The following is a 26,078-nucleotide window of genomic DNA, read 5'->3' on the forward strand; positions in this document are numbered from 1 at the left end:
CCTCATCCGTTCGCTGACGGCGGCGGAAATTCAGGCTCAGCCTTTCTCCAGCGTGAATCCCTGATGTTCGCCGATAGTCTGTTCCAATAGATTAAACGGCTTTTGCTTTAAATAATGGTTAAAGAAATCAAGCGAGTATTCGTTGATCAGCCGGTGCGCCTTTCGTACCTCCACCCCTTCCATCTTTTCAAAGACGGGTGAAATCAGATACATATCGGAGAAGCCCATATGCTTCATGGCTTTCATTTTGATCCAGTAATTTCCGCCTACGGTTATATCTTTATACCGCGCTAATGTTTCGTCAAAAAACTTAGTCAGATCCTCTCTTGTCGTACCCTGAGAAGCGATATTCTCATCGCTCATATTCTTCGTACCGGAAAGCGTGTCGTCTGCGCTAAACATCAGAAACGGCTTCCCCAGTCCTTCCGCCGGAATCCGCAGCTCGCCGTATAATCCGCCGTCCATATTGATTGCCGCTTTAATCCGGGAATCCGCCATCAGCATTTGGACGGCTGTCGCTCCGCCGAAGGAATGGCCGAACATACCCATGTTCTCCAGATCCATTCGGTTTGTAAAACGAGCGTCCGGATCGTTCTTGGCAAGCCGCTCGATTTGATCGACCACAAACTTTGCGTCTTCCACCCATTCCCCGTTTATTTTATCTAAATAGGCAACCGTATTCCCTTCTTGAGGAACAAAATTTACAACGCGGCCATCGGGGAAAACCGATGTTGTACTACGGTAAGTATGATCAATGCCTACGACGATATAACCCTGACTGGCCAATTGTTCGACCTCGAACGTGTTTTGATTTTTGGTTCCGTTTAAGGAGTGCGAAAAAACGAGCACAGGATAGGCCGGTTCCTTATCGGATAGTTCCGCTTTTTCAATCGCATGAGTTTTAACCATTCCGATGCTCGTAAATAGCAGTTTAGGCAGATGAAGCGCTTTGCCGTATCCATCTGCAAAAATATCCCCATGAGACACATAAGAAGCCGTCTTTCCTTTTGCGTTCATGTTCGCCGGATACCAAATCTGCACCATCAATTCTCTCTTATCACCGGCATCGGGAGTATGAGTCTCCTCTCGCCGATCGTCTTTCCAATGATAGGATACGGTTCCGATTTTGTAAGGGCCCGCCGGTTTCTCGAACGTGAATACCGGGAGCAGGACGGGCAGGGCTACGGCTGCGGAAGAATAAAGTGCGGCAAGCGCCGTAATCAGAATGACCCGGGTTCGGGCTGCCTTCTTTTCCTCTTCCTTCGGTTTACGGTACCTTACAGCAAAAATCGCGATTGGGATTAAGGTCATCGCATAGACCGGGATCATTTGCCAACGCATGCCCTCGGTTAGCCCGTGCGTCAGCACCAATAGGCCGGAAACTCCGAAACCGATAAGCAGCCCGCGCCGCGACTTGTTCTTGGCCATTATTGACCAACCGAGCAATAAGATATTAAAGATGGTAACTAGCATTTCAAAAGACCTCATAAGAGAAAACCCTCCATTTACAGTTTTGGCTGCTTGCAGCTCAAAGTATAAATCCTCCTGTAACTGGAGATTCAACCGTTGTTTATGTAATAGGTCAGCTTAATTTTCCCATAAAAAAAATCCCCTCTAAGTAAACGGTAAAGTGCTAGTTAAGCACTGTTTACTTAAAAGGGATGCTATCCGTATTGTGAGGAGCCGGTTTCTGTATAACCCTAGTTCAATTCGACCGTTTTATTTAGATCCGATTCGTCATTTTCTTTTCCCGTCAGTTTCTTGAACATATTCTTCACCAGCTTCATTCTGTTGCCGGCTTCCCAGTACTCGGCGGTTTCCGCTTTGACTTTGATCAAGACGAGACTCGGATCATCGCTCGAAACCCCGAAAAACTTCTCGTACATAGGACTCCAAAGCTCTTTCAGTTTGGCCTTGTCTTCAATCAGTTCAGCTTCACCGCGAACCGATACATACGATTTGTCCACGTATGCCAGGTTGACGTTCTTATTCTCAAGAAGCTCCCGATAAACGCTCTTGTCCTTTTGAGTCATAAACCACAGGTCCCCGTCGAATTCCACTTCCTGAGTGCTCATCGGCCGGGATACCAACCCGTCGCTGCTTATGGTCGTGAGCATGGCGACGTCGATGTCTTTGATTAAATCCCGGACCTTCTCGATAGCTTCCTGATTTTTTTCATAAGTGCTCATTCTAACATCCCCTTTTTGTGTTTGTCGGTATACGAATGGAACCAACTGAAAAGTTCCAGCCAAGTGCACAGTCTCTCTTCTATATAAACCAAACGTATAGACCGGCAAACGGAAAGCTCCTAAAGCTTGTACGAAGCTTACTCCTTTAAGGATTGAGCGCTCTTGCAATCGCATCCACATAATTTTCGCTGGCGCGTCGGCTTACTTCCGCTTGCGGGACCATCACTTCAAAGCTGTGGAATGTGCCGGGATATAGATGAAATTCGACGTCTACACCCGCTTGCGCCAGGCGCGTGACATATTCAATCGTCTCATCCCGGAACAGATCGAGCTGGCCTATGCAAGTATAGGTCGGCGGCAGCCCCGCCAAGCTTTCCGCTCTCGACGGCACCGCATATGGGGACACCCCGCTGTCTTCGATACGATTGCCCAAGTACATGCTCCAGGCCGCCAAATTGTTCGCCCGATTCCAGGTTGCGTTATCAGCCGTAATTTCAAAACTTGACGCCGTAATGTTGCGGTCGTCGATCATCGGATACAGCGGCATTTGGAAGATGAGGGACGGCCCTCCTTTGTCGCGAACCATTAAAGCAAGCGCTGCGGTCAGACCGCCGCCCCCGCTTGCACCGGCAATCGCGACACGCTTCAAGTCGATGCCCAGCAGTTCGGCTTCGTCCGTCATCCATGTCAATGCGGTGTAACAATCATCGATGGCAGCCGGGTAAGGGTGCTCGGGAGCAAGCCGATAATCAACCGATACGACGACGCATTCAGCCGCCTGCACGAAGCGTTCGCACAAAGCGTCGTCCATATCCGGATGGCCCATTACATAGCCTCCCCCGTGAATCCACAGCATGGCCGGAAGCTTAGCGCCAGTTCGCTGGGAAGGCTCATAGATTTTGACCAGCATCTCGCCTGCTAGGCTCGGAATCATCCGGCTTGTCGTGCGCACGTGCTCCGACTTCTGGATGGGAGGATTCGACAAATAACTTCGGCTCAGTTCTAAATTTTCCTCCAGTTGAAATCCAGGGAATTCGGCTATTATCGGCCTTAACTCTGGCAATACCCGATTTTCAAAATCCATTTGAATCACTCCTATAATTGAATGTTGATCTTTTTTCCGTCTCAGCTTCCCACTTGGTTATTTCCTCCCGAACCCGGGGGGCTACCTCGGTTCCTAACAGCTCAATGGCTCTCATCACCTCGGCATGCGGCATCGTGCTTAACGGAACATACAGCATAAAGCGTGTAACGCCTACATGTTTGCGAAGGTGAATGATCTTCTGGGCCACCGTCTCGGGATCGCCGACATACAGTGCGCCTTCAAAGCTGCGCGCGGCATCGTAGCTGGCACGATCATAATGCGCCCAGCCCCGCTCCTTGCCTAATCTATTCATACCTGCCATCGTAGAAGGAAAAAATGTATCTGCAGCATGTTCAGTACTCTCTCCAACAAATCCTATGGAGTGCGATCCGACCCTGAGCTGCGATTCGTCATGACCGGCATGCGCCGCCGCCTTCTTATAAAGCTGCACAAGCGGTGCAAAATCCGTCGGTCTTCCACCGATTATCGCCAGCATCAAGGGCAATCCTAACAAACCTGCACGGATAGCAGACTCCTGTCTGCCCCCGCTGCCAATCCAAACCGGTAAAGAATTTTGAACGGGCCGCGGATACACGCCCAAATTGTTAATTGTCGGCCGATGCTTGCCTTTCCAGGTTACTCTTTCGGACTCCCGCATTTTAAGGAGCAATGCCAGATGTTCTTCAAACAGCTCATCATAGTCATTCAAGTCATAGCCGAACAGCGGAAAAGATTCAATAAAGGAACCCCGGCCCGCTATAATCTCCGCACGTCCATTTGAAATGCCGTCCAGCGTAGCAAAATCCTGAAAGACGCGCACCGGATCAACTGAAGAAAGCACCGTCACAGCACTGGTCAGCCGAATCCGTTTCGTCTGTGACGCAGCCGCAGACAGCACAAGTGCCGGTGAAGATGCCGCATAATCCTGCCGGTGATGCTCACCTATGCCAAACACATCAAGTCCCACTTGATCGGCAAGGACAATTTCCTCAACAACTTCACGCAATCGCTGTGCGTGACTCATCACCTCACCGGTCCGAATGTCCGGCTTTGTTTCTACAAACGAAGTAATCCCTATCTCCACGGTCAATCTCTCCTATTCGAATAGTTTTCTCTGTCCATAACTTTGAAATTGCGATCTCTTATCCCGGTCTTTTTCAAGTAGGGGATGTAAAGCTAAATAATTCAAATCATCATATTTGTATATTTGAATATGTAAATACAAAAAAACACGCAGCTTTATTTTAATGCGGCAGCCGCAGCCCGGCGGGTCATTGCCCAGAACAGAAGAGCTAAAGCACTAACAGAGGCTCCAAGCAAGCATACTCCGTCCCAGCCATAGCGGGCATATATATGGGTCGAACTGACAGAGCCGATAGCACCGCCGATGGAATAGAAAACCATGTACCCGGCAGTGAGCCGACTGCGCGCCTCCGTACGCAGTGACAAGATCATACTTTGATTAGTGACATGAACGGCCTGAACCGCCAAGTCAAGAAGAATAATGCCAATGGCCAATGCGAACAGCGACCTTTCTGCATAGCAGATTAGCAGCCATGACACCAACAATAGAGTGAGAGCTGTGCCTGTCGTTCTTTGTCCGTAACCTCGATCGGCCAATCTCCCCGCATGTGCTGCAGCCAACGCTCCGGCAACCCCCGCGAGACCAAACGCCCCGATTGCAGTATGCGAAAGAGAGAGTGGCGGCACACTAAGAGGCAGTACTAGCGAAGTCCACAAAATGCTGAAATCAGCAAAAATAAGCAGAGCCAAAATAGCGCGGATGCGTACTATTCGTTCTTGCGCGAACAACATAAACACGGACCTAAGCAGTTGGAGATAGGACAGTGATTGTACTCTACGCTCAACGTTTGGCATCACCCTAAATAATGCACAAACCATAAGAAACATCAACGCGGCAGAGACCAAATATATGGAACGCCAACCCGCAATATCTGTTAATATTCCTGAAACGGTTCGAGCAAGAAGGATGCCGATCACAATTCCGCTTGTTATTACGCCAACGACGCGTCCTTGTTCGGCAGGACAAGCCATTGTCGCCGCGAACGCCACAATGGTCTGCGTCACAACGGCAAGTAGTCCGACTAATGCCAACCCTGCGAATAGTGCTGTGCCGGAGGAGGCAGTGCCAACTATCAGCAGAGCTGCAATGGATACTAACATCTGCCCGATAATCAGTCGGCGTTGGTTCAGTAAATCTCCAAGCGGTACGAGCAGCAGCAGTCCCGCCGCATAAAAGATCTGAGTGATCGTAATGAGAATCCCAATAATTGAATAGTCAATACTGAACTCACTCGATAATTTATCGAGTACCGGTTGTGCGAAGTAGATATTGGCGGCAGACAACCCGCAGGCAGCCGCAAACAATAGGGTCGCATAACGAGGCATATGAGATCCCCGAACTGAATCAGATGTGACAATCGTCCCCTGTGGCGAATTCGCCTTCAAATCAACATGAACTGCTACTTTTTCTTCAGCCTCCATTCTGTACACATCCTATTTCCCTTAATTTTTAACCACCGAGAAATATCATACTCATCGGTACGTTATTTTTCCCAGTAAATATACCTCTCGAAAATGAATGTTGTCAACAAATATATTTGTTTTACTTTGAAAAACCTCATTTTTTATTATTTCTTTTTAACATAAACTAACCTTCGTTTGACAATACAAGTAGAAGATCATAAAATAATATCATACTGTATGGTACGTAAATAAAGGCCGCTAAAAAACAAGAGTAACGAGAGGGACTGGTTATGGGACGAATCCGCGAATTTGACGAAGATCAAGTATTAGATGCAGCTATGCAGCTATTTTGGGAAAAGGGATATGAAGCTACCTCCTTAAGCGATTTAACTTCCAGAATGGGAATTCAACGCCCCAGTATATACTCAGCATTTGGAGGCAAAAAAGAATTGTTCGAAGCCGCGCTGCGCAAATACACGATGACCCGCGCTTCTCTTATCCGAGCCAAACTTCAAAGCAATCCATCGGTAAAAGAGGGATTTCGTACTTTTTTTGAAGATGTGATTGTTGAGGAGTATGCGGAAAACCCTAGAAAAGGATGCTTTTGCATCAATACTATGGTCGAACTTGCTCCACATGATGAGAAATTTGAAATTCTTACAAGGGAACATCAAATGTACCTGGCTGTCATATTTGAAGAAACCATAGAACGAGGTATACAATCAGGCGAGCTCGAAATCGGGGTAAATGCGAAAGCCTTATCGCAGGCACTACTCTTATCTTTAATTGGACTAACCGTACTAATAAAGTCTCGTCCGGAACGATCATTTATTGATAATTCGATAGAGGTGATACTTACACTGCTCAAGTAATAGGGAATGAGTAAAAGCAACATCTTTGATAGGCTGCCGGATTTCCGAGACTCCTCCCAATTACTGAAATAAAAATCGCCGCCACGGCCCAAGAGGGAGCGTGAACGGCGACAACTTTAAAGTCATCACATATTTACAAAAACTAACCGGCCAATTCCGCCAGTACCTCACCCAGCCTGTCGAGGTTCTGTTCATTGGCTTCCGCACAGTAAGGCTTGGCCGCTTCGAACTCTTCTTTTACCTTGAAACGCTGGCGGAACGTAACTTTGGTGCGTCCATCCAGATCTTCGAAGGTTCCCGTTAACCGGAATTCGTGGCCGGATAAATGATCCAGCACGACCCGCTCCGGCGCCACGACCTCAACAAAGACGCTGCGGTTGGGGTAATCCGTGCCGTCCGGTCCGTGCATGGTAAGGATCCATGTGCCGCCAGGCCTGATGTCGCACTCGTGAAACGTATTGGTGAAGCCCTTCGGTCCCCACCACCGGGCTAACAGCTCAGGGGTTGTCCATGCCCGGAAAACAAGCTCCCGCGGAACATCGTACTCGCGCGTGGTTACGAGTTCATTCTCTCCGATTGCCATGCTCATTCCTCCCCCTCCAGTGCCTTACCCAGCCCGTCCAGCATCGCGTTGGTACCGTGTTCCCGCACCTCCGGCGTATCGTGTCCGTCAAAGAACGCGCCCTGCTCCGTGAAAATAAGCTTCGTGCCGCCCTCCACCGCGATCAGCTCGACCGTCGTGTTCGAGACGGAGATGCGCGTGCCGTCCGAATCCAGGGTGTACGTATACACAATGCGCTGGTCCGGAACAAGTTCCTGGTAGCTCGCATCGAAGGTAAAGACAGGGCCTTCCGGCGGTCCGCCGCTGCTGTATTCGCGCCCGCCGACCCGAAACTCGAAGATGTCCGGCTTCGAAAACCACTTGGCTTTGGCATCCGGGTCGGCCCAGGCGTGATAAACCCGCTTCGGCGAAGCGGCATAAACCCTCTCGACGACGAAGGTCGCATGTTTGACGAATCGTTCACTCATTGTTTGTCCTCCTCAGGTTTCGGTATTCCGCTCCCACCGGCAAGGAAGTCTCCCAACCGGTCCAAATGTTGTTCCCAGCTCGTTTGCCGTTCAATGACAGGCTTTTCAAATCCCATTTGCATCGCTTGAAGAAGATCTGTGAAATCCTCTACTGTTACTTGCGTCTTTCCCTGCATAAGCTTGGATACATGCCCGAGCTGCTCCAACAGCTTCTGCTGCCGCCTGATCTGTTCTTTGATTCGGTCTATCTGCAGATGGACGATCTCAAGCGGGCTGATTTGTCCGCCGGTCAGGACCGAGCCGATCTCTTCGAGAGACAGCCCCAGCTCCTTAAGCGATAATATCTGGTGCAGGCGCGACAAGTCCGACTCACTGTACAACCTGTGGCCGGATTCCGTCTGGGCGGATGGAGAGAATAAACCGATTTGATCGTAATAACGCAGCGTACGTACGGTGAGACCCGTCAACTTGGCGAGGTCTCCTACTTTCCAATGCCTCTTCATGCATCATCTCCGCTTCTTTAGCGCTAGCTATATCCCGGTAGCTGTATTATAAAAGCTTACGTTACGTAAGCTGCAAGCGAAATAAACGTTCAACCGCAAAATTTTTTGGACGAAAGAAGACGCGCCCTTGATTTAAGTCAATGAACCTTCCCATCCGGCCTATTACAATGAAATCCATACAGCAAACTAAGGGAGGTTATGAAATGGTTTCTTCAAGAATAGAGCCTAAAGGAACAGCGAACAGCCGCTCTGACTACCGGCATCAGGGGAACTGGGCTTTGGAGTGTGGTTTCTGGCACAATGGGGAAAAAGCTCTGTGTAAGGCGCGGATTTTTCTCAAACCTTATCCCGCTTCATCTATCGAGAACTGCCCGGTACAACCCTTCAGCACGAAAAAAACAGGCCGCGGGAACGTCCGCTTGTTTAAGGAGCACGGTACTTTTTGGGTACTCTTTAATAGGAATCTCATCAAAGACAGCCTGTTTTTCTTCTTCGTTAAGCGACGTATATCGGGCTCCGCGATGTATTCTTAGCTGTTCAGCTTTTTGAATAGATTCGCTAGTTCCGCCCTCTCCTCGTCGGTTAACTTTTCGAATAAATTTCTGCGCAGTCTTTCTCCTTCCAAAGTGGCCCGCTTAAGGACTTCGGCACCTTTGTCGGTAATGCCCAAATAAATAATGCGGCGATCGGACTCATCCACCATTCGGACGGCTAATTTCTTCGCGACGAGCTTTTCCGATAAATAACTGAGCGTGGGCGGAGTAAGGCCCAATATTTTCGCAAGGTCCGAAGGCCGGCTTTTGCCGTTCTGCTTGAGATGACCGAGCACAAGAACATGAGAAACCCCGAGATCCTCATTGAATGTTTTGTTCCACTGGATAATCAGACCGTTGGTGAATTTGTCCATGTTATGTATAAGTTCGAAAACCGTTTGCTCTTCCATAAAATCCTCCTTGATAAAAAGAAACGACAGCCCCTAATAAAAATTAAGGACTGTCATAATCTTACACGCTATTGAGCGGAGTATCCACCATCAATCACTAACTCGGAACCCGTAATATAGGAAGAAGCATCGGAAGCCAGGAACAGGGCCGCTTTGGCGATATCGTCCGGTTGTCCCAGGCGCTGAAGAGGCGTCATTTGAATCAAACGATCCACCAAATCTTTGGACGTGCTCAGAGCCTGAGTCATCGGCGTTTCAATGATCCCCGGGAACAGAGCGTTCACGCGAATTCCCTGACGTCCGAATGCCGCGGCAGCCGCTTTGGACAGAGCGCGTACCGCACCCTTGGATGCGGAGTAGTGGTTGAAACCTTGTCCGATCAGAGCCGTGTACGAAGAAATGTTTACAATGGAACCTTGCTTCTGTTCGGCCATGTACGGAGTAACATGTTTCATACCGGCGAACGGACCGAAGCCGTTAATGGAGAGCATTTTCTGCCAATCCTGCGCGTCGATTTCTTGAAAAGGCTTTTCCGAAGAGATGCCCGCGTTGTTAACGAGGATGTCGATTTTGCCGAAACGGTCGTTTACTTCCTTCGCAAGCGCCGCCCAATCTTCATCGGAAGCCACGTTCAATTTCATCCCGTGTACATTCTGCTTCTTACTGGCTCTCGCAAGCGCCTCTTCATTGATATCCGCGGCAATAACGATGGCGCCTTCCTGTGCGAAAAGGTCTACCATACGTTCGCCGATACCGGAAGCTCCGCCGGTAATGATCGCTACTTTGTTATCCAATTGTCCCATTTTACATACTCTCCTAACGTAGTTTGATTGAACCGCCGTCCACCATAAGGGTTTGGCCGGTTATATAATTCGAGTCGTCACTTGCCAGGAATAGGGCGACACGGCCGATATCCTGTTCCGGGTCACCGAGACGGCGAAGCGGAATACGCTCGATCATCGCGTCATACAGGTGCGGGGCGCTCTCACGCCATTGCTCCACGCCCGGCGTCAGTGCGATCGGCGAGATCAGGTTGACGTTGATGCCGTCCGGACCCCACTCATTGGCGGCTACGCGGGAAATGGCGCGAATCGCTTCCTTGGCCGCCGCGTAAGACGTTTGCGTCACTTGTCCGTCAAGACCCGCGCCCGAAGCGAAGTTGATCACCTTGCCCTTCGTTTTTTTCAACTCGGGGTAGGCGGCCTGCATGAAATGAAAGGTCGGATAGAAACCGGTTCCGAAAGACAGATCCAGCAGCTCCTGCGTTGTCTCCACGAAAGAAGCCTGTCTGGAAGCATGCGCATTATTAACGAGAATATCCAGCTTGCCGAACTTCTTAACCACTTCTTCCACAATTTCATTGGCATTTTCTTTAACGGAAATATCTCGGATAAACAGGCATCCTTCCGTGTATTGATTGACTTCCGCAAGGGTTTCCTGCCCCTTCTGCTCGTTCACGTCGACAATGGCGATATGTGCGCCTTCTTTAGCCATGGCAAGCGCAATGCCGCGGCCGATTCCCGAAGCGCTGCCAGTGATGATGGCGACTTTGCCTTGTAATTTCATGTGTAGCTCCCTCATTCCCTTGATTGATGAATTCACCGGTTGATTAATTCCACAATCCGGCTTGCTCCAGCTTCTTCTTCCCGCCAAAGGCAATGCTGATGCAGAGGATGTTAATGATCAGCATGATGCCGATCGCATACAAAACAGGGGTGTAGCTTCCCGTAAAGTCGAACACAAACCCGTAAGCAGGCAGAGCGATGATCGAAGAGATCGCGAGGCCCATGGAAGCATTGGAATAAATCTGGCTGTATTCCTTGTTGCCGAACAAGCTTGATGTAAGCGCCGGTCCCAATGTTCCGATAGAGGCGGAGACAAGACCGAAGAGTCCCACAGCCAGCGAGATGACAAGCGTGCTGGTCGCCGCGAATAACAACAGCCCGATGGCCAGCACGCCCAGAATCATGGCGATAAACGTGGTGTTTCTGGTGCCGATTTTATCGCTCGCATAGCCGATAACCAAGGAGCCGATCAGCACGCCGATCATATTGGTTGCCATAACATTGCCCGCGAAGGTGACATCAAATCCCTTGTTCATCAGATACGTCGGAATATGCACCGAAAAGCTTGCCGCGGATGTGATCAGGAAGAAAAACGCGATGAGTGCATAGAAGGCGGAGGACTTCTTGGCGGCAGCCAAGGTCACGCCTTTGTTTTCCGCTCCTGCAGCCGTTGCGTTGGCTGCTGTGCCGCCTGCGGCCTCCGCTCCGTAAGGAAGCGTTTTCTTTTCAAGAGGTGATTTCCTTAGCAACAGAAGCACGATGGGAACAACGATCACGATGACCGCAATACCAACGATTACATAGGATGATCTCCATCCTTGATTGGCAATCAGATTGCCGACAACCGGCTGGGAAATGGCGCCGATCGCTCCGCCTGCGGCTCCCATAATTCCAAGGGCAAGACCCTTGCTCTTTTTAAACCATTGGTTAATTAATACCGGTCCTGCGATAACGGTAATGAATACCCCGCCCACAGCGAGAGGAACTGCAAGGATATACCAACCCCACACCGAATTCATCAGACCGAACAAGGCAAACGCTCCGGCCTGCAAAATGATCGCGCCGCTTAAAAGCAGCCGGGTATCATACTTCGCCAATAATTTGCCGCCAATCGGCAAAAAGACCATGGTAACGATAGCCGAGACACTGAAATAGAGGGTCAAGCTGCCCATCCCGACTCCAAGATCCTTGGAAACTTGCCGCAAAAAAAGACCGGCTGAGTTATTCAGGGTACCTTTCCCCAAGCCGACCATCATGCAAAGCCCTAGCAAAATCCACCAAGCGTAGTGAATTTTCCCTTTGTTTTGGCTCATAAAATTTCTTCGCTCCCCGCTTCTAATATCCGTTCAAACATAAGATGATGGTGCATTATGCCATTCTCACAAATGGCGAAGCCTATCAATGCCGTTCATTCTCCCCGATGCTCGCCAGGCTCCTTTCTTGGAGGAACAATCATGATATACGCGATATAATATTTAGATATCGAAATATTATATGTCTAAATAGTAACAAAATATTTTCCCGCCTGCAACGGAGAACAATGGAAAAGTTCATTAAAAATTCAAGATTTGGGTCTCAAGTATCGTAAATCCGCTTGAAAAACGCAAAAAGAGGAGCGTCTGCTCCCCTTTTACCACCCCACTTAAACCACATATTCCGCCATAATCTGCTCGATATGGTAAGGAGTAACCCCGCTATCCACCGAGAATATCGTATCTGCCTGATCCGCCGTATCAACTGCTCCCCCTCTTGCTTTCGCATGGAGAAGGAATAAGTCGTACAAATCCGGCTTCCGCAAAGTAGTCATCGCTTTTCCTATCAAAACGATTCCCTTCTGATTCCCCTCCACATTGTTACAGTAGTGAGGTTGTTTCGTTAGGGACAAGTCCGTCCAGATGACCGTACGTTCCACCAAATCCAGGATGACGGGAACGGCGATCCGCGTGTCGGCGGTGATGTCGATTTTGTTGACCACCGTCGAAGGCTCGAAGATTTCCCCGGAACCGGGTTTCTTGCGCATCATCCAGCCTGCGAAGCATTCCGGCAAATCGCAATACGGCTGTTCCGTAAAGGAATGCAGGGAAGCCACAATATAACGCCCGCCGTAGTCGACGATGGAAGGAATGTGCAGATCAATGAACTCGCAGGCTCCTTGAGGAGCCGACACGATGTCTCCGCTGTGGACGGCCTGGTACTTGGAGGATCGCAGATTTGTATACGAAATGTGCTCCACATACTCCCAGTTGCGGTCATACATGACTGCGGACAAGTCGATATCCACCCGGCCCGTAGGCTTACCGTCAACGGTTCCTTCTTTCCACCAGTTGAAGAAACGGATCGTGTCCCCCTCCGCCATCGGCACACGGCTTCCCCTTACAAGCGTATGCAGCGCTTTGCTTGCGGATCGTTGGGAGAACGGCACATGATAGTCCTTCAAACGTTTATCGACATGCGTCTTCCCCAGGGGAGGCAGTTCGGAGAATCGCTGAATAAGCGTTTTTTCACATAATTCAACGATGTCTTGGCAGGCCGTTTCGCTGATTTCCGGGAGCGTATGGGGGATCGCAAACGCTTTGGCCGCATTGCCTTTCGGGAAGAAGACGCGCAGCTCGGGACGCTCATGACGGCGGGCAAAATGATTCTTCACCTGCAGCAGCACGGGTGTAGATACCTGACCGGCCACTTCGCCGAATGCCAGCACGACATACTCCGTCTGTTCCGTGGACCGCAGCAGTTGATCGAGCCTTCTTGCAAATTCGCCCGGGCGCTGCATAAGCAGATCGATCAACGTCCACACCTGCCCATACCGGAAGGCCAGTTCCACGCTCCCGCCGAACGTCGTAAAAGGCTTGTTGTCGCGTAAAATTCCGAAAGCCTCCTGACAACGCGGAAAACGGTTCTTATACTCGGAAGGATGCAGAATCTCTCCCAGCCGGACCCAGCGCTCCTTATATCTCAGCATATCTTCCGTAATGGGATGACACCGTTCCAGCAATCCTAGCAGCAACCGTCTCTCGCTGCGCTTAAATTTGCGGTAACGCACGGCTTCGGCGAGACTGACATCGCCATCCGACCAGGCCGCGGCCAGACGAAGGACATCCGTTGCGGTTTTAAAGTATCGCCCGACCCGCTCCAAGCCGGCCTTGTCATGCTTCATCAAGGAAGCCGCCACGAAGGCCGCGTTCTCTTTGAACGGGATCTCGGACGGAAGAATCGCGTCCAATTCATCCGGGTCCGCGCACTCTATAGCCGCGTCAATATCTTCCTTGTCCGTCCCGGAGATCGACGTCTTGGCTTGAATCAGCCGGCTTATCAGGACATGAAACTCCGCATTGTTTCCAAGATCAATTACTTTCAAGTCTGCATCATCCTGCAGCGGAAGTCTTTGCGCAGTCTCATACTCAGGCAATTCGTGCGTTAGATAATGATAAAAGGCGTTCAAGTAAAGCTCCGCATCCTGTTCCTGCATTACCTGCGCCGGAAAGTCCGGATACATCGGCTTATACGCCACATGAGCGCCGACCATCCGTTTCAGATCCCCGATCAGCTCGCGATAGAACGCTTCGAACCGCTCTTTGGATAAGGTACACACGACGCGCATCAAGCGATGGGAGAATGTAAATCCAAGGGATTCGATATTTTTCATAGCCGCAGCCAAGTAAGCCTTAGAAAGACGACCCGCGCCTTTTCCTTGCTCCACAACCACTTTGCCCGCTCTGCGTAAATAGATCGTATTTATGTTCATAAAAAGAGTCCAGGAAAGCCATATCCCTACTGCCTTTGGTGAAATACCATAGAAGGAAGGAATATGATAGCCTGGACGCCTCCTCTCGCGGATAGAAATGCTTCAGGAAAGCTGCGACCCTAATTCGCCCAATGAAGTAGAAGGAAGGATCGCAATAGCCTGAAGCTCAAGGTTCACAGTCCGTGACTCCGAACCTTTGATGGATTCATCATCCCATATTTCCCGACATGCCAACAGGGCGAAAGTATTACGACTTTGGAAAAGATAAGCAACACGGCCTTGTTCGAATATAAAAAAAAGCGACGTCCGCAGGGCGCGGCAGTCGCTTGATTGGCGGGTTCTCCGCCGGATAATGTCTATTCTTGCAGCTCTCCCTCAAGGAATTTAATGAGGTAGGTTTCAGGGTGCGCAAGGAATTCCGTAAAGCCGCACAAATCCGCATACTCCTGATGCTCCACGTCGTAACAGCCGACGGTGCCTTTTTTCTTCGGATTCCATACAAGCTGCAGATCCGAGTAATTGTCGATGTCGGCAGACAGACGAAGCAGCTTTTGCCGGCCGACTTTCATTTCAATCGTATCGGTCAAGGTGAAAAAGTCGATATACCCGATGTCATAGTCATTCGGCGCCAGTTCCAGGCGCAGCTTATCCCCGGTGAGAAAGGCGACTAGTTCATCGGTCAACTTATACTTTTTCAGCTCAAATTTCTTGTTCTCTCTATCATGAAGCTCAGCCGGCTCCAAAGATTTCAAATAGTCGGCCAAAGCGGCATTCTTATTGCCCACCGCAATCGTATACGCCCGGTCGCCGTCCTTTTCCGTTATAGTAATGTCCGCGCCGCGTTCAATCAAATACTTGACCATCGCGACATTGCCTATACGCACGGCAACGGTTAAAGGAGTCGCTTGATAAGGATAAACTTGGTCCGGTTTATTGTAATTAATGTCCGCCCCATGATCGAGTAAATACCCGAGTGTCTTAAGATCATGGTCCGACACGGCCTGGCGCAATACGGGGCTGCCGTGCTTCTTTATATCCAATCCCAGCTCATGGAGGAGCGGAATATTGTTTTTATTTCCATAATAGGCCTGCGAGTAAGCGCCAGACCCCACATGATTAAGCTTGTCCGCTTTAGCGCCCTGCCCCGCAAGATAGCGAACGATGTCTTCCTTGCAATAGCGGATAGCCCGCAAAAAAGCCGGATTACGAGGAACATTCAGGTTAACGCCGTTCTCTGCCAGTAGCTTTACAATGTCCAGTCTCTCCGATATAAGCGCCAAGTCGAGCGGACTCAGCGTCGTATACTTGCTCAGTTCAATGCCCTCTTCGATATCCCAGCCTGCCGCAATGGCTTCCCGCAGAGCCGGCATATTTCCTTGGTAAATGTGCATCGCGATTTCCGGCAGCTTCTCGAATTTCCCGATATCTTTCAGTTGGATCATCGATTATCCTCTCCTACCCCAAGTCTTACAAGAAGTATAGAAAAGCTCTTGAAAAAAAACAACAGGCACCCGGTTGCGGCCGATAGTCCGGGAAGCCGGCGGCTCATCCCGCGGAAGCGCCTATCGGCAGGAATACTTACGCATTCGTTGAATAAAGCATAGACATTCAATTAAAGGGAGAGGGTCCGATAATGAGTGCTTATGATGTGGATATCGGCAAACTGATCAGCGAAAAGCGGGAATTGGAAGGCGGCGGAAGCTATCTCCTCTGCACTCCCGATAAGACAATCATTGAAGTCGATTCGCTCGGGCCGAATGACTGAATTCTTGTAAGTTCCAAGGATGTGTACACTTTTTCCATTTATACGGATACGGCTCACGGCAGCTTCGTCATTTACATCAACAATCTGGAAAGCTTGAACCGCAGTGTGGAGAAAGCCCTCGATCGAGATAGGCAGCGTTATCCGGACAAATGGGATGCCAACGGTAACACAGCCCGCGAGCAGCTTTATTTTGAATTCAAATACGCCGAAGCCGATTACCCTTTTATGTATGACAGCATGCCTGAGCGGCTGCAAAAATGGCTGCGTATTTACGCCTGCGTCAGCATGGAACAGCCCCATCATCTAGAGATCGAACAAAATTACATCTTCGAGAAACAGCTTTTCGACTCCCAGTTCTTCCTCATTGCCATTGATGTGATTCACCGCCTGCGGAACGACTTTCAGCAGCTCCAACGGACCGGTACTTTCATCGCCTACGTCTCGGCGGCGGACGGCGTAGGAGGCGATCCGCTGACCACCAGTCAGCTCCTGCGAAGATGCGTCAACGAGGAACAGCTCTACAAGGCGATGCCTGAGGTTCAAGAGCAGGACGAAGCCTTCCGTATGGCCGTAAGCGCCGTGCGGCAGCACTCCCTCCGTGAACAGGTCCTTCACTGGGTGACCGTTATCGAGGAGGGGGAATTCAGCGAGGACAGCCCTTATAGCTTCTGGAAAACCGACTACGAAGCGTACGAGCAGCTGCTCGAACTCGGCGGACCCGCTGTTCCTTTCATCCGGGAACATTTGAATGGCGAGCTTAAGCTGGATACGAGGCTGATTCTCGAGATGGTGATGCGCGATCTGGGGGAAATCGTTCCATAGACATCGGACGAAAGGCAATAACAAACGCGCCCGGCTTCGCAGAGGATTCTAACACGGCCATCCAAGGCCCTTCCGCTTTGAGCCGACGAACGGGAACCCGGCCGCAAAGCCGGATGCCCTTTCCCGGCTCATCGCTTCTGCCTACAGGTGCGATCCGCCGCTTGCGTCGATCAACTGGCCGGTTACCCAGCGGCTGTCCGGCGAAGCGAGAAAAGCGGCAACATCCGCTATGTCGTCGGGTTCTCCCCATCTGTTGAAAACGGAGAGCCCGGCCGCATTTTTTTGCCCGTTCGGATCTTGCAGCGTTCCCGCATTCATCTCCGTGTTAATGATGCCCGGCTGAATGGCGTTTACCGTAATTTTACGGCTCCCCAATTGTTTAGCCAGAAGAAGGGTAAAAGTGTCGATAGCCCCCTTAGACATGCTGTAGGTGAACACACTTGGGGAGGCTACACGCGTTACGAAGGAGGACACGTTAATAATGCGCCCGCCGTCTTTCATGCGCGGTAAAGCCTGTTGGGTAACAAAAAGCGGAGCTTCGACGTTAATTTTCATCACTTCGCCAAAAGAAGCCTCCGTCGTCTCTTCCAGACTGAGAATTTGCCCGATTCCGGCATTGTTGACCAGAATATCGAACCCGCTGCCGCCCGTATGTTCCCGGATCGCCTCATCCAGCGCCGTAAATAAGTGTTCAATTCCGCCGAGAGTGCTCAGGTCGGCACCGATCGCGCACGCATTCCCTCCGCTTTGGCCGATCTGCCGGACCACCGCCTCCGCTTCATTCCGTCTTTGTCCATAGTGCACGGCGACAAACGCGCCTTCCCGGGCCAGACGCAGTGCGATACCGCGGCCGATTCCCCTGCTCGCTCCGGTTACCAAAGCGACTTTACCTTCCAGTTTCCTCATGCTCTCATCTCCTTGTCCGAATTCAAGAAGAATATAGCACAGGATAAACTTTGAAATGTTGCTCTTATATTCGGTCCAAGGACTAGCATATGCCGGTCACTTTGCCATAGTCATTTCCTTCCCCTCAAAAATTCAGACAAGCTGATTTCACGCTTTAGAACGGATTCCTTCCAATGCGGTCAGTACCAAATACTGCACATAGGGTTCGTCCAGTTTGTCCCCTGTCACAAGCAAACGATAGAAAATAGGTCCGTAAATGAGATCAGTGCATATGTCAATGTCGATCCCATTTTTCAATTCCCCAAGTTGAATTCCCTTCTCCAAAAGACCCCTTGCCTCAAGCCGGCGGGGACGGAAAAACCGGGTTCGATAGGCTTCCGCCAATCCTGAATCAAACTGTCCTTCGCCCAATAATTCCGTAATGATCGTACCCTCCCGGCTTGTCAAAAACCGGGTTAAATTCGTGGCGTGAATTAGAATATCCTTACATGCCGAACCCGTATCAGGCACGGGTAATCTGGCTGTGGCGGCATACAGGAAACCGTCCATTACCACGGCAGCCTTGTTAGGCCACCATTTATAAATCGTAGCCTTGCTGACTTGGGCGCGATCGGCAATTTTATCAACCGTGACGGCTTGAAAGCCATTCTCCAGCAACAATTCATAAGACGCGGAAAGGATAGACTTCTGCGCTTCCACATTACGCGGCCTGCCTCTTTTGCCATTCATCGTAACCGTCTCCTTTCGTCCATACCTATCTTAACCGTTAAAAAACTATACGTTCAGTATACCAAGTGTGAATAAAAAATAAAGTTGAAACCACCTATTTACAAAACTACACGTTCAGTATATTATTCTATTATCAATTAATAAACTATACGTTCAGTATTTAAAATTCGAAGGAAGGAGAAATTATCATCTGGAGAACGCCGCACGGAATTGTAATTGCGTGAAACCATACAGTTGCTACGTTAGAGCATGATATTTCGATATAAGGAGTTGCCCTAAAATGAACGCTTTAAAAAAACAAACAACCGAAAAAAATATCCCGGCATGGCTAACCCTGCTGCTGGCAGCCGCATGCGGTATCATTGCAGCCAATCTTTACTATGCGCAGCCTTTGGTCGGGGAAATCAGCACTTCAATCGGGCTGTCCGCAAACAGCTCCGGCTTTATCGTGACGTTAACGCAGATTGGTTATGTAGTCGGCTTGTTATTTGTCGTGCCTCTGGGAGATATCGTGGAGAATCGAAGGCTGGTTGTCATGTCTCTGCTTCTCACAGGAGCCGCCCTTGCAGTCACGGCGGTGTCGAAACAGGCTGTGCCATTCTTAGCCGCTTCCTTTGTAATCGGGTTAGGGTCGGTTGCCGCGCAAGTACTCGTGCCTTTCGCGTCCTACCTTGCCTCCGAAACTTCACGCGGCCGCGTTGTCGGCAATGTCATGAGCGGGCTGCTGCTTGGAATCATGCTTTCGCGTCCTCTGTCGAGCCTAGCAGCCGACTTCTTTGGCTGGCACGCCGTATTCGCTTTGTCAGCCCTAGCTGTCATTATTCTGGCTGTCGTACTGTCCAAGGCACTGCCTGTAAGAAAACCTTCAACGGACACATCCTATACAGCTCTGCTCGGTTCGATGTGGCACTTGCTGCGAACAACCCCGATCTTACGCCGCCGGGCTGCCTATCACGCCTGTGTGTTTGCGACTTTCAGCTTATTCTGGACAACAGCACCGTTACTGTTATCCGGCCCGCTCTTTCATTTTTCCCAGAAAGCCGTCGCATTGTTCGCGCTTGCCGCAGTTGCGGGTGCAATAGCGGCTCCCGTAGCCGGACGATTGGCCGACCGCGGCTGGACTAAACCCGCAACAGGGATTGCACTCGCCGCGGTCGCCATTTCTATGCTGCTGCCGCTTATAATCCGTACGGGTTCACCCGTCGGGGTAGCTGTTCTCGTCGTTTCAGCCGTATTATTGGACGCCGGCGTCTCCGCAAATCTTGTACTTGGACAACGCGCGCTCTTCTCGCTAAGTCCGGAAATTCGCAGCCGGCTGAATGGGCTCTTTATGGCTATTTTCTTTTTTGGCGGAGCCGTCGGATCTGCAATCGGGGGATGGATATACGCCACGGGAGGATGGAGCGCCGCGTTATGGATCGGAATAGCTTTCCCGATCGCCGCCCTGCTTTATTTTGCCACGGAAAGGCGATACAACGCGCAAAGAGGTTAACTCTTCCGTAAAAACAAAACCATCCCGGGAATTTGCATATTCCGGGATGGTTTTTCGTTAAGCTTTTTGGATTCCTGATAGTTCAATCATCAAGTCGTCAGTTTCGCATACGCGATAAAGAAGACCATCATCTCCCCGACGATCGCATAATTGGGTACATGATAAATCAAGTTTAATGCTATACAGCAGCCCAGTATCCCTAATAATACGGCCAAATGATAAGGCTTTAAACGCAGATGTTTGGGTCGGTACAGGTGAAAAACCAAAGAAGTGGAGAAAAAATAAAGAAGAACGGACCCGAATACAAAAACCGTCATGAATGTGTAATTTAGTTGCTCTTGGTATAACAACTGGATGGCGGCGGCGATCATGCTCATGGACAAGTAGATGAATAAGTGTCCGTAAATAATCGTTTGGCCGGCCGTTTGGATTTCCTTACTCACTTTGGTTTCGACATTTTCAAAGTACTGCCACCAGATGGCGATCACTAACACGCTTGTAAACGCGACAAACAAAACGGATGACAGATCCCAACTGCTGAACTGCAGCACAGCCAGAATACTGACCACGGATTCACCTAAAAGGATGAGCGTAAATAAGGCAAAACGTTCAAATAAGTGAGGGGTATGTATAGGTGTTTTTACCAGGTGTTTTCGCCCGATTAGGGGAAGTATAATGTCAACGGCAATTCCCAAGTACAGAACGGCATACCGGACCCACGAGTCAAAGAAAAGCGAACAAGAGGATATCAAGATTCCGATCAGAAAGTGGGTCCCCAAATAAGAAGCGGTCGATTGTTGATGAGCGGCTTTGGATTTATGCACCAACAGATATTGAATGGCGGTCAGTGCTCTCGAACCTATATACCCTATGAAGAAGGGAATATAGTACTGATCAAAATCAGGGGATAAGCTCGCTGTCATAATTAAAATAAAAAAGAGCTGCAGGATGCTTAATATTCTATGTATAAAGATATCTTGGCCGAATCTGTTTACAAAGAGCGTTTGTCCTACCCACCCCCACCAGATCGGGATAAAAATCAGTACGAATTTAACTAAATATTCAATGGGAATGACTCCATGATCCGCATGCAGCAGAACATGAGTCGCTTTTGAGACTGCCGCGACAAAAAGAAGATCATAAAAAAGCTCTAACCAGGTGACCTTTTTCTCAACCATACACTTGTAAGCCCTCCTATATGGACGCATGTTGTCTAAAGAATTAAGCTGAATGAAGGCTTTGCCTCATCTGAATGATCCGTTTATTATACCAATTTTCGTGTCAGGGTCTATACGATTTTCGGAGATTGGAAAGCCCTTCCCTCCTCCTTTCTAGTATCTTCGAACCTCCGAAAAATAACCGGCCGCTTAACAAGCGTATCATCCGCTGCACATACAAAAAAACCTTCCATCCAAACGGACCAAAGGTTTTAACCCCAACGATTTCCCGAGACGGGTTCTCCAATGTTGCCAGCCATCTATTTAATCAAGATGTTTCTGTTATCCGGGTGAGCGTCGGCAGGCTCGTAATCATTCATACGCAGCAAAATATACTCAATTTCTTCTAAGGGCATTTTCAATTCTTGGCTGACTTCATATAGTCCCATGTCCTGTGCAAGAAGCTCCCGTGCTTTATTTATTTTTCCATGGAGCCAGTTGTTCTCCAGCATCCAACTCTTCACCTGGGCCAAGAAGCGGTTCTGAGTGTCCTTATCCGCGTGCTTCTTGTATTTAGCAACAGACTCCGATAGATAGTCATATAAATAAATACCCAAGGTCTCACGCTGCTCATTCTTAGACATCCGCAGATACTGCTCATAAATTAGGCTGATGTCTAACCCCAGTAAGTTATCTCGGCTGTCAAAGCGTCTGAATGTCTTTCGTTCATAGCTTTCGGGTAAAACACGAAATACAACAACGATCGCATACGGAAATTCCCATGTTTTCGCCGCTTCTTCTAACGGTAACAGTTCATCTCTCAATTCGCTCACACACGTTCCATGTGTATCTAAATAAAAGGATAGTTCCATGGGGACCTCCTCTTGCTGCCGTTTTTTTGATCCGTCTTAAAAGGCTGCCGCTTGCAGGTTTCATTACTTCTCCGGATACGGTTCGCATCCTTTCGACAAGAGCCATTGCTTGATAACGTCTACCGCTTGTATTTCATCCTGTTCATACATGACGGCCACCTCTTGCCCGTTGGCGTAATTAAATCTCACATAGCCGCCCAGTGCCTGATAGAAGAGGAAACAAGAATATTCGGTTTCAACGGACAGATCCGGGGAAAAAGCCGCTCGGCACATTCCAGCCAGATCCGCCAGCGAGAACTGTTCCTGTCCCGGTGGCAGCCGTAAAAAGAAATGGCTCCTTGACCCCGTCCACGGCTCGTAATAAACGGCTCCCTCCCGGCCGCATCCGTACACCTGACGATAGATTTCGTCCAGCACCAAAGCGTACGTCGCTTCATCTTCCCGCTCCCGCGCCTGGAGGGGAATCGCCGTCACTTGTTCCCCATGCCGGGGCAGCCAGAGCAGTTGATCCGTCTGGGGATGCACCGCCAGAAAATCGCCGTCCACCGTCGTGCTTATAGCGACACACTCTGCGATCTGCCGCTCGGTAATCGGGCTGTCCGCGTCATGCTCCCATAACCCGTACTCGGCAAAAGGCTTAAGCACATCCGGGTCCGGCAGCTGCACATTCATCCATCCCCTATAGGTCCCTTCGCCGAAGGATCGCAAAAACCGGAGATAGCCCGGTGGAAAAGCGGCCTCGTCTTTCGCAAGCGCTTGGTTGGTGCTGTCAGACAGCGGCTTTGGCCGAGATACCAGATACATACGTCTCTCCCCCTGTGTCACTAACTTTCAATTTTCATTGTAAATTTAGGCAGCCAATTCAACTTAAATTTAAAGCAGCCTGTCCCCATTATACTATATATAGGAATTGCTTCTATCATTTCCCCTTACATATACGACTTGAAACGGCCAGTTCATCGGATTTCCAGATCCTCTGCCGCAAACGCAAAAAAACCTTCGATCCAAGGACGGATCAAAGGTTCCTTATCGATAATCAGTTATAAGCCAGTTCTTTTTCGACCAGACCAAGCGTCTGAGCCGTTGATGTGAGAATTTCTTGGAAAAGCTCGGGATTGTTCAAGAGTGACACGCCGTAAGAAGGAATCATTTCTTTGATTTTCGGTTCCCACTCTTTTATATGCTGCGGGAAGCATCTTGCCAAGATCTCCAGCATCACGTGAACGGCAGTAGAAGCTCCAGGAGAAGCGCCGAGCAGCGCAGCGATCGAGCCGTCAGCGGCCGTAATCACTTCCGTACCGAATTGAAGAGTGCCTTTGCCGCCGGCTTCCGTATCCTTGATCACCTGCACACGCTGGCCCGCCACGACGATATCCCAGTCCTCGCCTTTGGCGTTCGGGATAAACTCACGCAATTCTTCCACGCGCTTTTCATTCGATAATAGTACCTGCTGGATCAGGTATTTGGTCAAGGCCATCTCTTTGACACCGGCCGCCAGCATCGTCAAGACATTATCCGGTTTCACCGACGTGATTAAATCAAACATGGAACCCGTTTTTAAAAACTTGGGCGAGAATCCGGCAAACGGTCCGAACAGCAGCGATTTTTTGTTGTCAATATAACGTGTATCCAAGTGCGGAACCGACATAGGCGGAGCTCCGACTTTGGCTTTGCCGTATACTTTGGCATGGTGCTGTTCGATAACTTCCGGATTGTTGCATACCATAAAGAGCCCGCTTACCGGGAACCCGCCAATATGTTTTCCTTCGGGAATACCGGACTTTTGCAGCAAATGCAGGCTTCCGCCGCCGCCGCCGATAAAGACGAATTTCGCCGTGTGGCGTTCGACGCTGCCGTTATCGAGGTTGCGCACCTTCAATTCCCATGATCCGTCGGCGGCACGTTTAATATTGTCCACGCTATGTTTGTAATGCATCTCCACATTTTGGGTCTGCAGGTAGTCAAAAAGCATGCGCGTTAAAGCGCCAAAGTTGACGTCCGTCCCAGAATCGATTTTTGTAGCCGCGATCGGTTCACTCGATGTACGGCCTTCCATGATAAGCGGAATCCATTCCTTCAATTTCTCAGGATCATCGGAAAACTCCATCCCTTGGAATAAAGGGTTGTTCGACATCGCTTCAAACCGTTTCTTCAAAAACGTAACATTCTCTTGCCCCTGCACCATACTCATATGCGGAATCGGCATAATAAAATCTTGCGGATTGCGGATCAGCTTGCTGTTTACAAGATAAGACCAGAACTGTCTGGAAAGCTGAAACTGTTCATTAATTTGAATCGCTTTGCTTATATCTACGGAACCGTCCGGTTTTTCGGAAGTATAGTTAAGCTCACACAGTGCAGAATGGCCTGTACCCGCGTTATTCCATTCGTTAGAGCTTTCTTCTCCTGCCTTTGCGAGTTTCTCGAACACTTTGATTTCCCATTCCGGCACTAGCTCTTTCAGTAACGATCCCAGAGTCGCGCTCATGACCCCGGCACCGATTAAGATAACGTCTGTTTTCATGATAACCTTCCTTATCCTCTATATTTATAAAAAAAGAGCAGGCACGCCTGCTTCGTATAGTAAAAAAGCAAGGCACCACCTAAGAACAAACCGATTCTGTCTCCACTATAACCCTATCTACTCTATTATAATTATTTTTACACTAAAATATCTACCATTAAGTACTTCCAAAAGCCCTAAAAACAAAAAAAACCAAGTCCTTAACTCAGTTTATGCTGAATTACGGAGTTTGGTTTGTATTTTTTGTGAGTTCTTCTAGTTTCCGCCGTAGTTTAGCAGCGCAGAATCTTAGCGCTCTTTCAGCAAAGGCAAGTTTCAAGGCAAAAATATAGACTTATTTACTTGATTAAATTAATCTTAGGAAGTAGGATCATTTTTCCATTTCTGAATAAGAGAAGGCAGCGAGGTGTCTGCCATTGACTGCACTGATTGTGATACTTGTCATTTTCTCACTAATTACGGCGTCCGTTGCAACTACCATCGTGGTTCTGATGCTGCGTACCCGCAGCAAACAACGCTTGCAGAGCAAAACCATTCTTACGGAGGGGACTTCCGCACAAGCGGTGATCAATTCCATCCGGCAAACCAATGTACAAGTGGACGATCAGCCGGAAGTCTTGCTTGATCTGACCGTCACTCAACAGGACGGCAAGGTGGTCCACGCCTTGGTAAAAGCCGTCATCCAAATCGTGAATATTCCCGCTTTTCAAAAAGGCAGCGTCATTGAAGTGAAATATATGACCATAGACAACGAGCAAAAATTCGCTGTGGTCGGTTCCTATATGCCTTAGAGCAGGAATGGCATGCTGGTCCCGCCTGGGCTTTGTCATTGAGCGTCATGCGCCTAAAGCAGAGAAGACTAGCATAAAAACAGTTAACGAAAGGTGAGATGAACAATGGGATCTTGGGGTACGGCATCGCTGGAAAGTGACGAGGGACTGGACGTTCTTCATGCGTTAACGGAATACACAACGGAGCGTAAATCGGTCAAGTTAAAGGAGCTGATCACTCATTTCAGGGAGATCGGATTCCTTTCGGAGGATCCGGACGAGGAGGATTTCCTTTACGATAATACGGCCATCGCTCTGGCTGAAATCGTATGCGCCTATATCGAAAACGGCAAGACGCAGTACGAGCAGTTGAACGGCCTGAACGAGATTGTCTTGGAGACAGAGGATCTGCGCGAGTTGAAGCAACTGGTTCAGCAGGTGCTCGATAATAAAGGCGGAGACCGCGAGCTGTATGAGCTGAGAGACGGAGATTCCGACTGGATTAAACATCTGGAGAATGTGGTTCGTATTTTGTCGGAGCGGCTATAATTGCCGGAAAACAGGCGCCGGATGCCGCAGCTCAAAGCGGCAGACGGCATCCTGCCCAAAGCCGCGTAACGCGGC

Annotated in this window: 27 protein-coding genes; 7 read left to right on the plus strand and 20 right to left on the minus strand. The window is 49.5% G+C overall.

Features of this window, described 5'->3' with window-relative positions; genetic code table 11:
- Positions 1–36: 36 nt before the first annotated feature.
- The 5 genes from PCH01S_RS18320 to PCH01S_RS18340 all read right to left on the minus strand — a co-directional run bounded on the left by PCH01S_RS18320 (position 37) and on the right by PCH01S_RS18340 (position 5,778).
- Positions 37–1,488 carry an alpha/beta hydrolase family protein gene (locus PCH01S_RS18320; protein ID WP_042231555.1) on the minus strand — a complete coding sequence of 484 codons (1,452 nt, stop codon included), beginning with the start codon at positions 1,486–1,488 and terminating at the stop codon, positions 37–39.
- A 212-nt stretch (positions 1,489–1,700) separates the two neighbouring features.
- On the minus strand, positions 1,701–2,189 hold the full coding sequence (locus PCH01S_RS18325) for a pyridoxamine 5'-phosphate oxidase family protein (RefSeq protein ID WP_042231556.1): 489 nt from the start codon (positions 2,187–2,189) through the stop codon (positions 1,701–1,703).
- 145 nt (positions 2,190–2,334) lie between these two features.
- Entirely contained in the window at positions 2,335–3,273 is a 939-nt protein-coding gene (locus tag PCH01S_RS18330) for an alpha/beta hydrolase (RefSeq protein ID WP_042231557.1), read from the minus strand.
- Entirely contained in the window at positions 3,263–4,357 is a 1,095-nt protein-coding gene (locus tag PCH01S_RS18335; protein WP_042231559.1) for an LLM class flavin-dependent oxidoreductase, read from the minus strand. The genes PCH01S_RS18330 and PCH01S_RS18335 overlap by 11 nt, the downstream gene beginning before the upstream one ends.
- A gap of 155 nt (positions 4,358–4,512) precedes the next feature.
- Positions 4,513–5,778, minus strand: coding sequence for an MFS transporter (locus PCH01S_RS18340; protein WP_084706637.1), 1,266 nt, complete (start codon positions 5,776–5,778; stop codon positions 4,513–4,515).
- A 272-nt stretch (positions 5,779–6,050) separates the two neighbouring features.
- Between PCH01S_RS18340 and PCH01S_RS18345 the strand changes: the two genes are divergently transcribed.
- A complete protein-coding gene (locus PCH01S_RS18345; RefSeq protein WP_042231561.1) occupies positions 6,051–6,632 on the plus strand; it encodes a TetR/AcrR family transcriptional regulator in 582 nt (193 codons plus the stop codon).
- A 142-nt stretch (positions 6,633–6,774) separates the two neighbouring features.
- On the opposite strand, the gene PCH01S_RS18350 is transcribed toward PCH01S_RS18345, so the two are convergent.
- Genes PCH01S_RS18350 through PCH01S_RS18360 form a run of 3 tightly spaced genes read right to left on the minus strand, consistent with a single transcriptional unit; the run spans position 6,775 to position 8,164 of the window.
- Complete coding sequence (locus PCH01S_RS18350) at positions 6,775–7,215, minus strand: SRPBCC family protein (protein WP_042231566.1); 441 nt, start codon at positions 7,213–7,215, stop codon at positions 6,775–6,777.
- A 2-nt stretch (positions 7,216–7,217) separates the two neighbouring features.
- The gene (locus PCH01S_RS18355) at positions 7,218–7,661 is read right to left on the minus strand and encodes an SRPBCC family protein (protein ID WP_042231567.1); all 444 of its coding nucleotides are present in this window, start codon (positions 7,659–7,661) and stop codon (positions 7,218–7,220) included.
- Complete coding sequence (locus PCH01S_RS18360) at positions 7,658–8,164, minus strand: MerR family transcriptional regulator (protein WP_042231569.1); 507 nt, start codon at positions 8,162–8,164, stop codon at positions 7,658–7,660. The genes PCH01S_RS18355 and PCH01S_RS18360 overlap by 4 nt, the downstream gene beginning before the upstream one ends.
- A gap of 203 nt (positions 8,165–8,367) precedes the next feature.
- Between PCH01S_RS18360 and PCH01S_RS18365 the strand changes: the two genes are divergently transcribed.
- Positions 8,368–8,697, plus strand: coding sequence for a hypothetical protein (locus PCH01S_RS18365; protein WP_042231572.1), 330 nt, complete (start codon positions 8,368–8,370; stop codon positions 8,695–8,697).
- Here the strand turns inward: PCH01S_RS18365 and PCH01S_RS18370 are convergent.
- The 6 genes from PCH01S_RS18370 to PCH01S_RS18395 all read right to left on the minus strand — a co-directional run bounded on the left by PCH01S_RS18370 (position 8,694) and on the right by PCH01S_RS18395 (position 15,859).
- Entirely contained in the window at positions 8,694–9,107 is a 414-nt protein-coding gene (locus PCH01S_RS18370) for a MarR family winged helix-turn-helix transcriptional regulator (protein ID WP_042231574.1), read from the minus strand. The genes PCH01S_RS18365 and PCH01S_RS18370 overlap by 4 nt on opposite strands.
- A gap of 68 nt (positions 9,108–9,175) precedes the next feature.
- A complete protein-coding gene (locus PCH01S_RS18375; RefSeq protein ID WP_042231576.1) occupies positions 9,176–9,910 on the minus strand; it encodes an SDR family NAD(P)-dependent oxidoreductase in 735 nt (244 codons plus the stop codon).
- 13 nt (positions 9,911–9,923) lie between these two features.
- A complete protein-coding gene (locus PCH01S_RS18380; protein WP_042231577.1) occupies positions 9,924–10,673 on the minus strand; it encodes an SDR family NAD(P)-dependent oxidoreductase in 750 nt (249 codons plus the stop codon).
- A gap of 43 nt (positions 10,674–10,716) precedes the next feature.
- Complete coding sequence (locus PCH01S_RS18385; RefSeq protein ID WP_042231580.1) at positions 10,717–11,985, minus strand: MFS transporter; 1,269 nt, start codon at positions 11,983–11,985, stop codon at positions 10,717–10,719.
- A gap of 329 nt (positions 11,986–12,314) precedes the next feature.
- On the minus strand, positions 12,315–14,417 hold the full coding sequence (locus PCH01S_RS18390; protein WP_042231582.1) for a TerD family protein: 2,103 nt from the start codon (positions 14,415–14,417) through the stop codon (positions 12,315–12,317).
- 356 nt (positions 14,418–14,773) lie between these two features.
- Entirely contained in the window at positions 14,774–15,859 is a 1,086-nt protein-coding gene (locus PCH01S_RS18395; RefSeq protein WP_042231585.1) for an ankyrin repeat domain-containing protein, read from the minus strand.
- Positions 15,860–16,050: 191 nt separating this feature from the next.
- Between PCH01S_RS18395 and PCH01S_RS31455 the strand changes: the two genes are divergently transcribed.
- Both PCH01S_RS31455 and PCH01S_RS18400 read left to right on the plus strand, forming a co-directional pair.
- Complete coding sequence (locus PCH01S_RS31455; RefSeq protein ID WP_255246854.1) at positions 16,051–16,182, plus strand: hypothetical protein; 132 nt, start codon at positions 16,051–16,053, stop codon at positions 16,180–16,182.
- A gap of 21 nt (positions 16,183–16,203) precedes the next feature.
- Entirely contained in the window at positions 16,204–17,004 is an 801-nt protein-coding gene (locus PCH01S_RS18400; RefSeq protein WP_042231587.1) for a hypothetical protein, read from the plus strand.
- A 141-nt stretch (positions 17,005–17,145) separates the two neighbouring features.
- Here PCH01S_RS18400 and PCH01S_RS18405 read toward each other — a convergent pair whose 3' ends face one another.
- Together PCH01S_RS18405 and PCH01S_RS18410 are read right to left on the minus strand one after the other, a co-directional pair.
- Entirely contained in the window at positions 17,146–17,910 is a 765-nt protein-coding gene (locus tag PCH01S_RS18405) for an SDR family oxidoreductase (protein WP_042231589.1), read from the minus strand.
- A gap of 147 nt (positions 17,911–18,057) precedes the next feature.
- The gene (locus PCH01S_RS18410) at positions 18,058–18,639 is read right to left on the minus strand and encodes a TetR/AcrR family transcriptional regulator (protein WP_042231591.1); all 582 of its coding nucleotides are present in this window, start codon (positions 18,637–18,639) and stop codon (positions 18,058–18,060) included.
- 280 nt (positions 18,640–18,919) lie between these two features.
- Here PCH01S_RS18410 and PCH01S_RS18415 point away from each other — a divergent pair, with 280 nt between their 5' ends.
- Positions 18,920–20,131, plus strand: a complete 1,212-nt coding sequence (locus PCH01S_RS18415) for an MFS transporter (protein ID WP_042231593.1) — start codon at positions 18,920–18,922, stop codon at positions 20,129–20,131.
- An 89-nt stretch (positions 20,132–20,220) separates the two neighbouring features.
- Here PCH01S_RS18415 and PCH01S_RS18420 read toward each other — a convergent pair whose 3' ends face one another.
- The 4 genes from PCH01S_RS18420 to PCH01S_RS18435 form a co-directional block, all read right to left on the minus strand.
- Positions 20,221–21,309, minus strand: a complete 1,089-nt coding sequence (locus PCH01S_RS18420) for a low temperature requirement protein A (protein ID WP_042231595.1) — start codon at positions 21,307–21,309, stop codon at positions 20,221–20,223.
- Positions 21,310–21,608: 299 nt separating this feature from the next.
- The gene (locus PCH01S_RS18425; protein ID WP_042231597.1) at positions 21,609–22,160 is read right to left on the minus strand and encodes a hypothetical protein; all 552 of its coding nucleotides are present in this window, start codon (positions 22,158–22,160) and stop codon (positions 21,609–21,611) included.
- Positions 22,161–22,223: 63 nt separating this feature from the next.
- Positions 22,224–22,964 carry a hypothetical protein gene (locus PCH01S_RS18430; RefSeq protein ID WP_042231598.1) on the minus strand — a complete coding sequence of 247 codons (741 nt, stop codon included), beginning with the start codon at positions 22,962–22,964 and terminating at the stop codon, positions 22,224–22,226.
- 232 nt (positions 22,965–23,196) lie between these two features.
- A complete protein-coding gene (locus tag PCH01S_RS18435; RefSeq protein ID WP_042231603.1) occupies positions 23,197–24,684 on the minus strand; it encodes a malate:quinone oxidoreductase in 1,488 nt (495 codons plus the stop codon).
- 416 nt (positions 24,685–25,100) lie between these two features.
- On the opposite strand from PCH01S_RS18435, the gene PCH01S_RS18440 reads away from it, so the two are divergent.
- Both PCH01S_RS18440 and PCH01S_RS18445 read left to right on the plus strand, forming a co-directional pair.
- Positions 25,101–25,475 (plus strand): hypothetical protein, encoded by a 375-nt coding sequence (locus PCH01S_RS18440; protein WP_042231605.1) that lies wholly within the window; start codon positions 25,101–25,103, stop codon positions 25,473–25,475.
- A gap of 105 nt (positions 25,476–25,580) precedes the next feature.
- Positions 25,581–26,003 (plus strand): DUF4259 domain-containing protein, encoded by a 423-nt coding sequence (locus PCH01S_RS18445; RefSeq protein WP_042231607.1) that lies wholly within the window; start codon positions 25,581–25,583, stop codon positions 26,001–26,003.
- Positions 26,004–26,078: the final 75 nt, after the last annotated feature.

It is taken from the genome of Paenibacillus chitinolyticus NBRC 15660, from assembly GCF_000739915.1.
Classification (GTDB): Bacteria; Bacillota; Bacilli; order Paenibacillales; family NBRC-103111; genus Paenibacillus_F; species Paenibacillus_F chitinolyticus.

What these genes read in the sequence shown, in the direction of transcription:
- PCH01S_RS18430 (WP_042231598.1), bottom strand. Translation starts at nt 22,964, where the DNA reads ATGTATCTGGTATCTCGGCCAAAGCCGCTGTCTGACAGCACCAACCAA.
- PCH01S_RS18325 (WP_042231556.1), bottom strand. Translation starts at nt 2,189, where the DNA reads ATGAGCACTTATGAAAAAAATCAGGAAGCTATCGAGAAGGTCCGGGAT.
- PCH01S_RS18345 (WP_042231561.1), top strand. Translation starts at nt 6,051, where the DNA reads ATGGGACGAATCCGCGAATTTGACGAAGATCAAGTATTAGATGCAGCT.
- PCH01S_RS18420 (WP_042231595.1), bottom strand. Translation starts at nt 21,309, where the DNA reads ATGGTTGAGAAAAAGGTCACCTGGTTAGAGCTTTTTTATGATCTTCTT.
- PCH01S_RS18415 (WP_042231593.1), top strand. Translation starts at nt 18,920, where the DNA reads ATGAACGCTTTAAAAAAACAAACAACCGAAAAAAATATCCCGGCATGG.
- PCH01S_RS18340 (WP_084706637.1), bottom strand. Translation starts at nt 5,778, where the DNA reads ATGGAGGCTGAAGAAAAAGTAGCAGTTCATGTTGATTTGAAGGCGAAT.
- PCH01S_RS18435 (WP_042231603.1), bottom strand. Translation starts at nt 24,684, where the DNA reads ATGAAAACAGACGTTATCTTAATCGGTGCCGGGGTCATGAGCGCGACT.
- PCH01S_RS18390 (WP_042231582.1), bottom strand. Translation starts at nt 14,417, where the DNA reads ATGAACATAAATACGATCTATTTACGCAGAGCGGGCAAAGTGGTTGTG.
- PCH01S_RS18380 (WP_042231577.1), bottom strand. Translation starts at nt 10,673, where the DNA reads ATGAAATTACAAGGCAAAGTCGCCATCATCACTGGCAGCGCTTCGGGA.
- PCH01S_RS18330 (WP_042231557.1), bottom strand. Translation starts at nt 3,273, where the DNA reads ATGGATTTTGAAAATCGGGTATTGCCAGAGTTAAGGCCGATAATAGCC.
- PCH01S_RS18350 (WP_042231566.1), bottom strand. Translation starts at nt 7,215, where the DNA reads ATGGCAATCGGAGAGAATGAACTCGTAACCACGCGCGAGTACGATGTT.
- PCH01S_RS18405 (WP_042231589.1), bottom strand. Translation starts at nt 17,910, where the DNA reads ATGAGGAAACTGGAAGGTAAAGTCGCTTTGGTAACCGGAGCGAGCAGG.
- PCH01S_RS18385 (WP_042231580.1), bottom strand. Translation starts at nt 11,985, where the DNA reads ATGAGCCAAAACAAAGGGAAAATTCACTACGCTTGGTGGATTTTGCTA.
- PCH01S_RS18445 (WP_042231607.1), top strand. Translation starts at nt 25,581, where the DNA reads ATGGGATCTTGGGGTACGGCATCGCTGGAAAGTGACGAGGGACTGGAC.
- PCH01S_RS18365 (WP_042231572.1), top strand. Translation starts at nt 8,368, where the DNA reads ATGGTTTCTTCAAGAATAGAGCCTAAAGGAACAGCGAACAGCCGCTCT.
- PCH01S_RS18425 (WP_042231597.1), bottom strand. Translation starts at nt 22,160, where the DNA reads ATGGAACTATCCTTTTATTTAGATACACATGGAACGTGTGTGAGCGAA.
- PCH01S_RS18395 (WP_042231585.1), bottom strand. Translation starts at nt 15,859, where the DNA reads ATGATCCAACTGAAAGATATCGGGAAATTCGAGAAGCTGCCGGAAATC.
- PCH01S_RS18320 (WP_042231555.1), bottom strand. Translation starts at nt 1,488, where the DNA reads ATGAGGTCTTTTGAAATGCTAGTTACCATCTTTAATATCTTATTGCTC.
- PCH01S_RS18360 (WP_042231569.1), bottom strand. Translation starts at nt 8,164, where the DNA reads ATGAAGAGGCATTGGAAAGTAGGAGACCTCGCCAAGTTGACGGGTCTC.
- PCH01S_RS18355 (WP_042231567.1), bottom strand. Translation starts at nt 7,661, where the DNA reads ATGAGTGAACGATTCGTCAAACATGCGACCTTCGTCGTCGAGAGGGTT.
- PCH01S_RS18410 (WP_042231591.1), bottom strand. Translation starts at nt 18,639, where the DNA reads ATGAATGGCAAAAGAGGCAGGCCGCGTAATGTGGAAGCGCAGAAGTCT.
- PCH01S_RS31455 (WP_255246854.1), top strand. Translation starts at nt 16,051, where the DNA reads ATGAGTGCTTATGATGTGGATATCGGCAAACTGATCAGCGAAAAGCGG.
- PCH01S_RS18375 (WP_042231576.1), bottom strand. Translation starts at nt 9,910, where the DNA reads ATGGGACAATTGGATAACAAAGTAGCGATCATTACCGGCGGAGCTTCC.
- PCH01S_RS18370 (WP_042231574.1), bottom strand. Translation starts at nt 9,107, where the DNA reads ATGGAAGAGCAAACGGTTTTCGAACTTATACATAACATGGACAAATTC.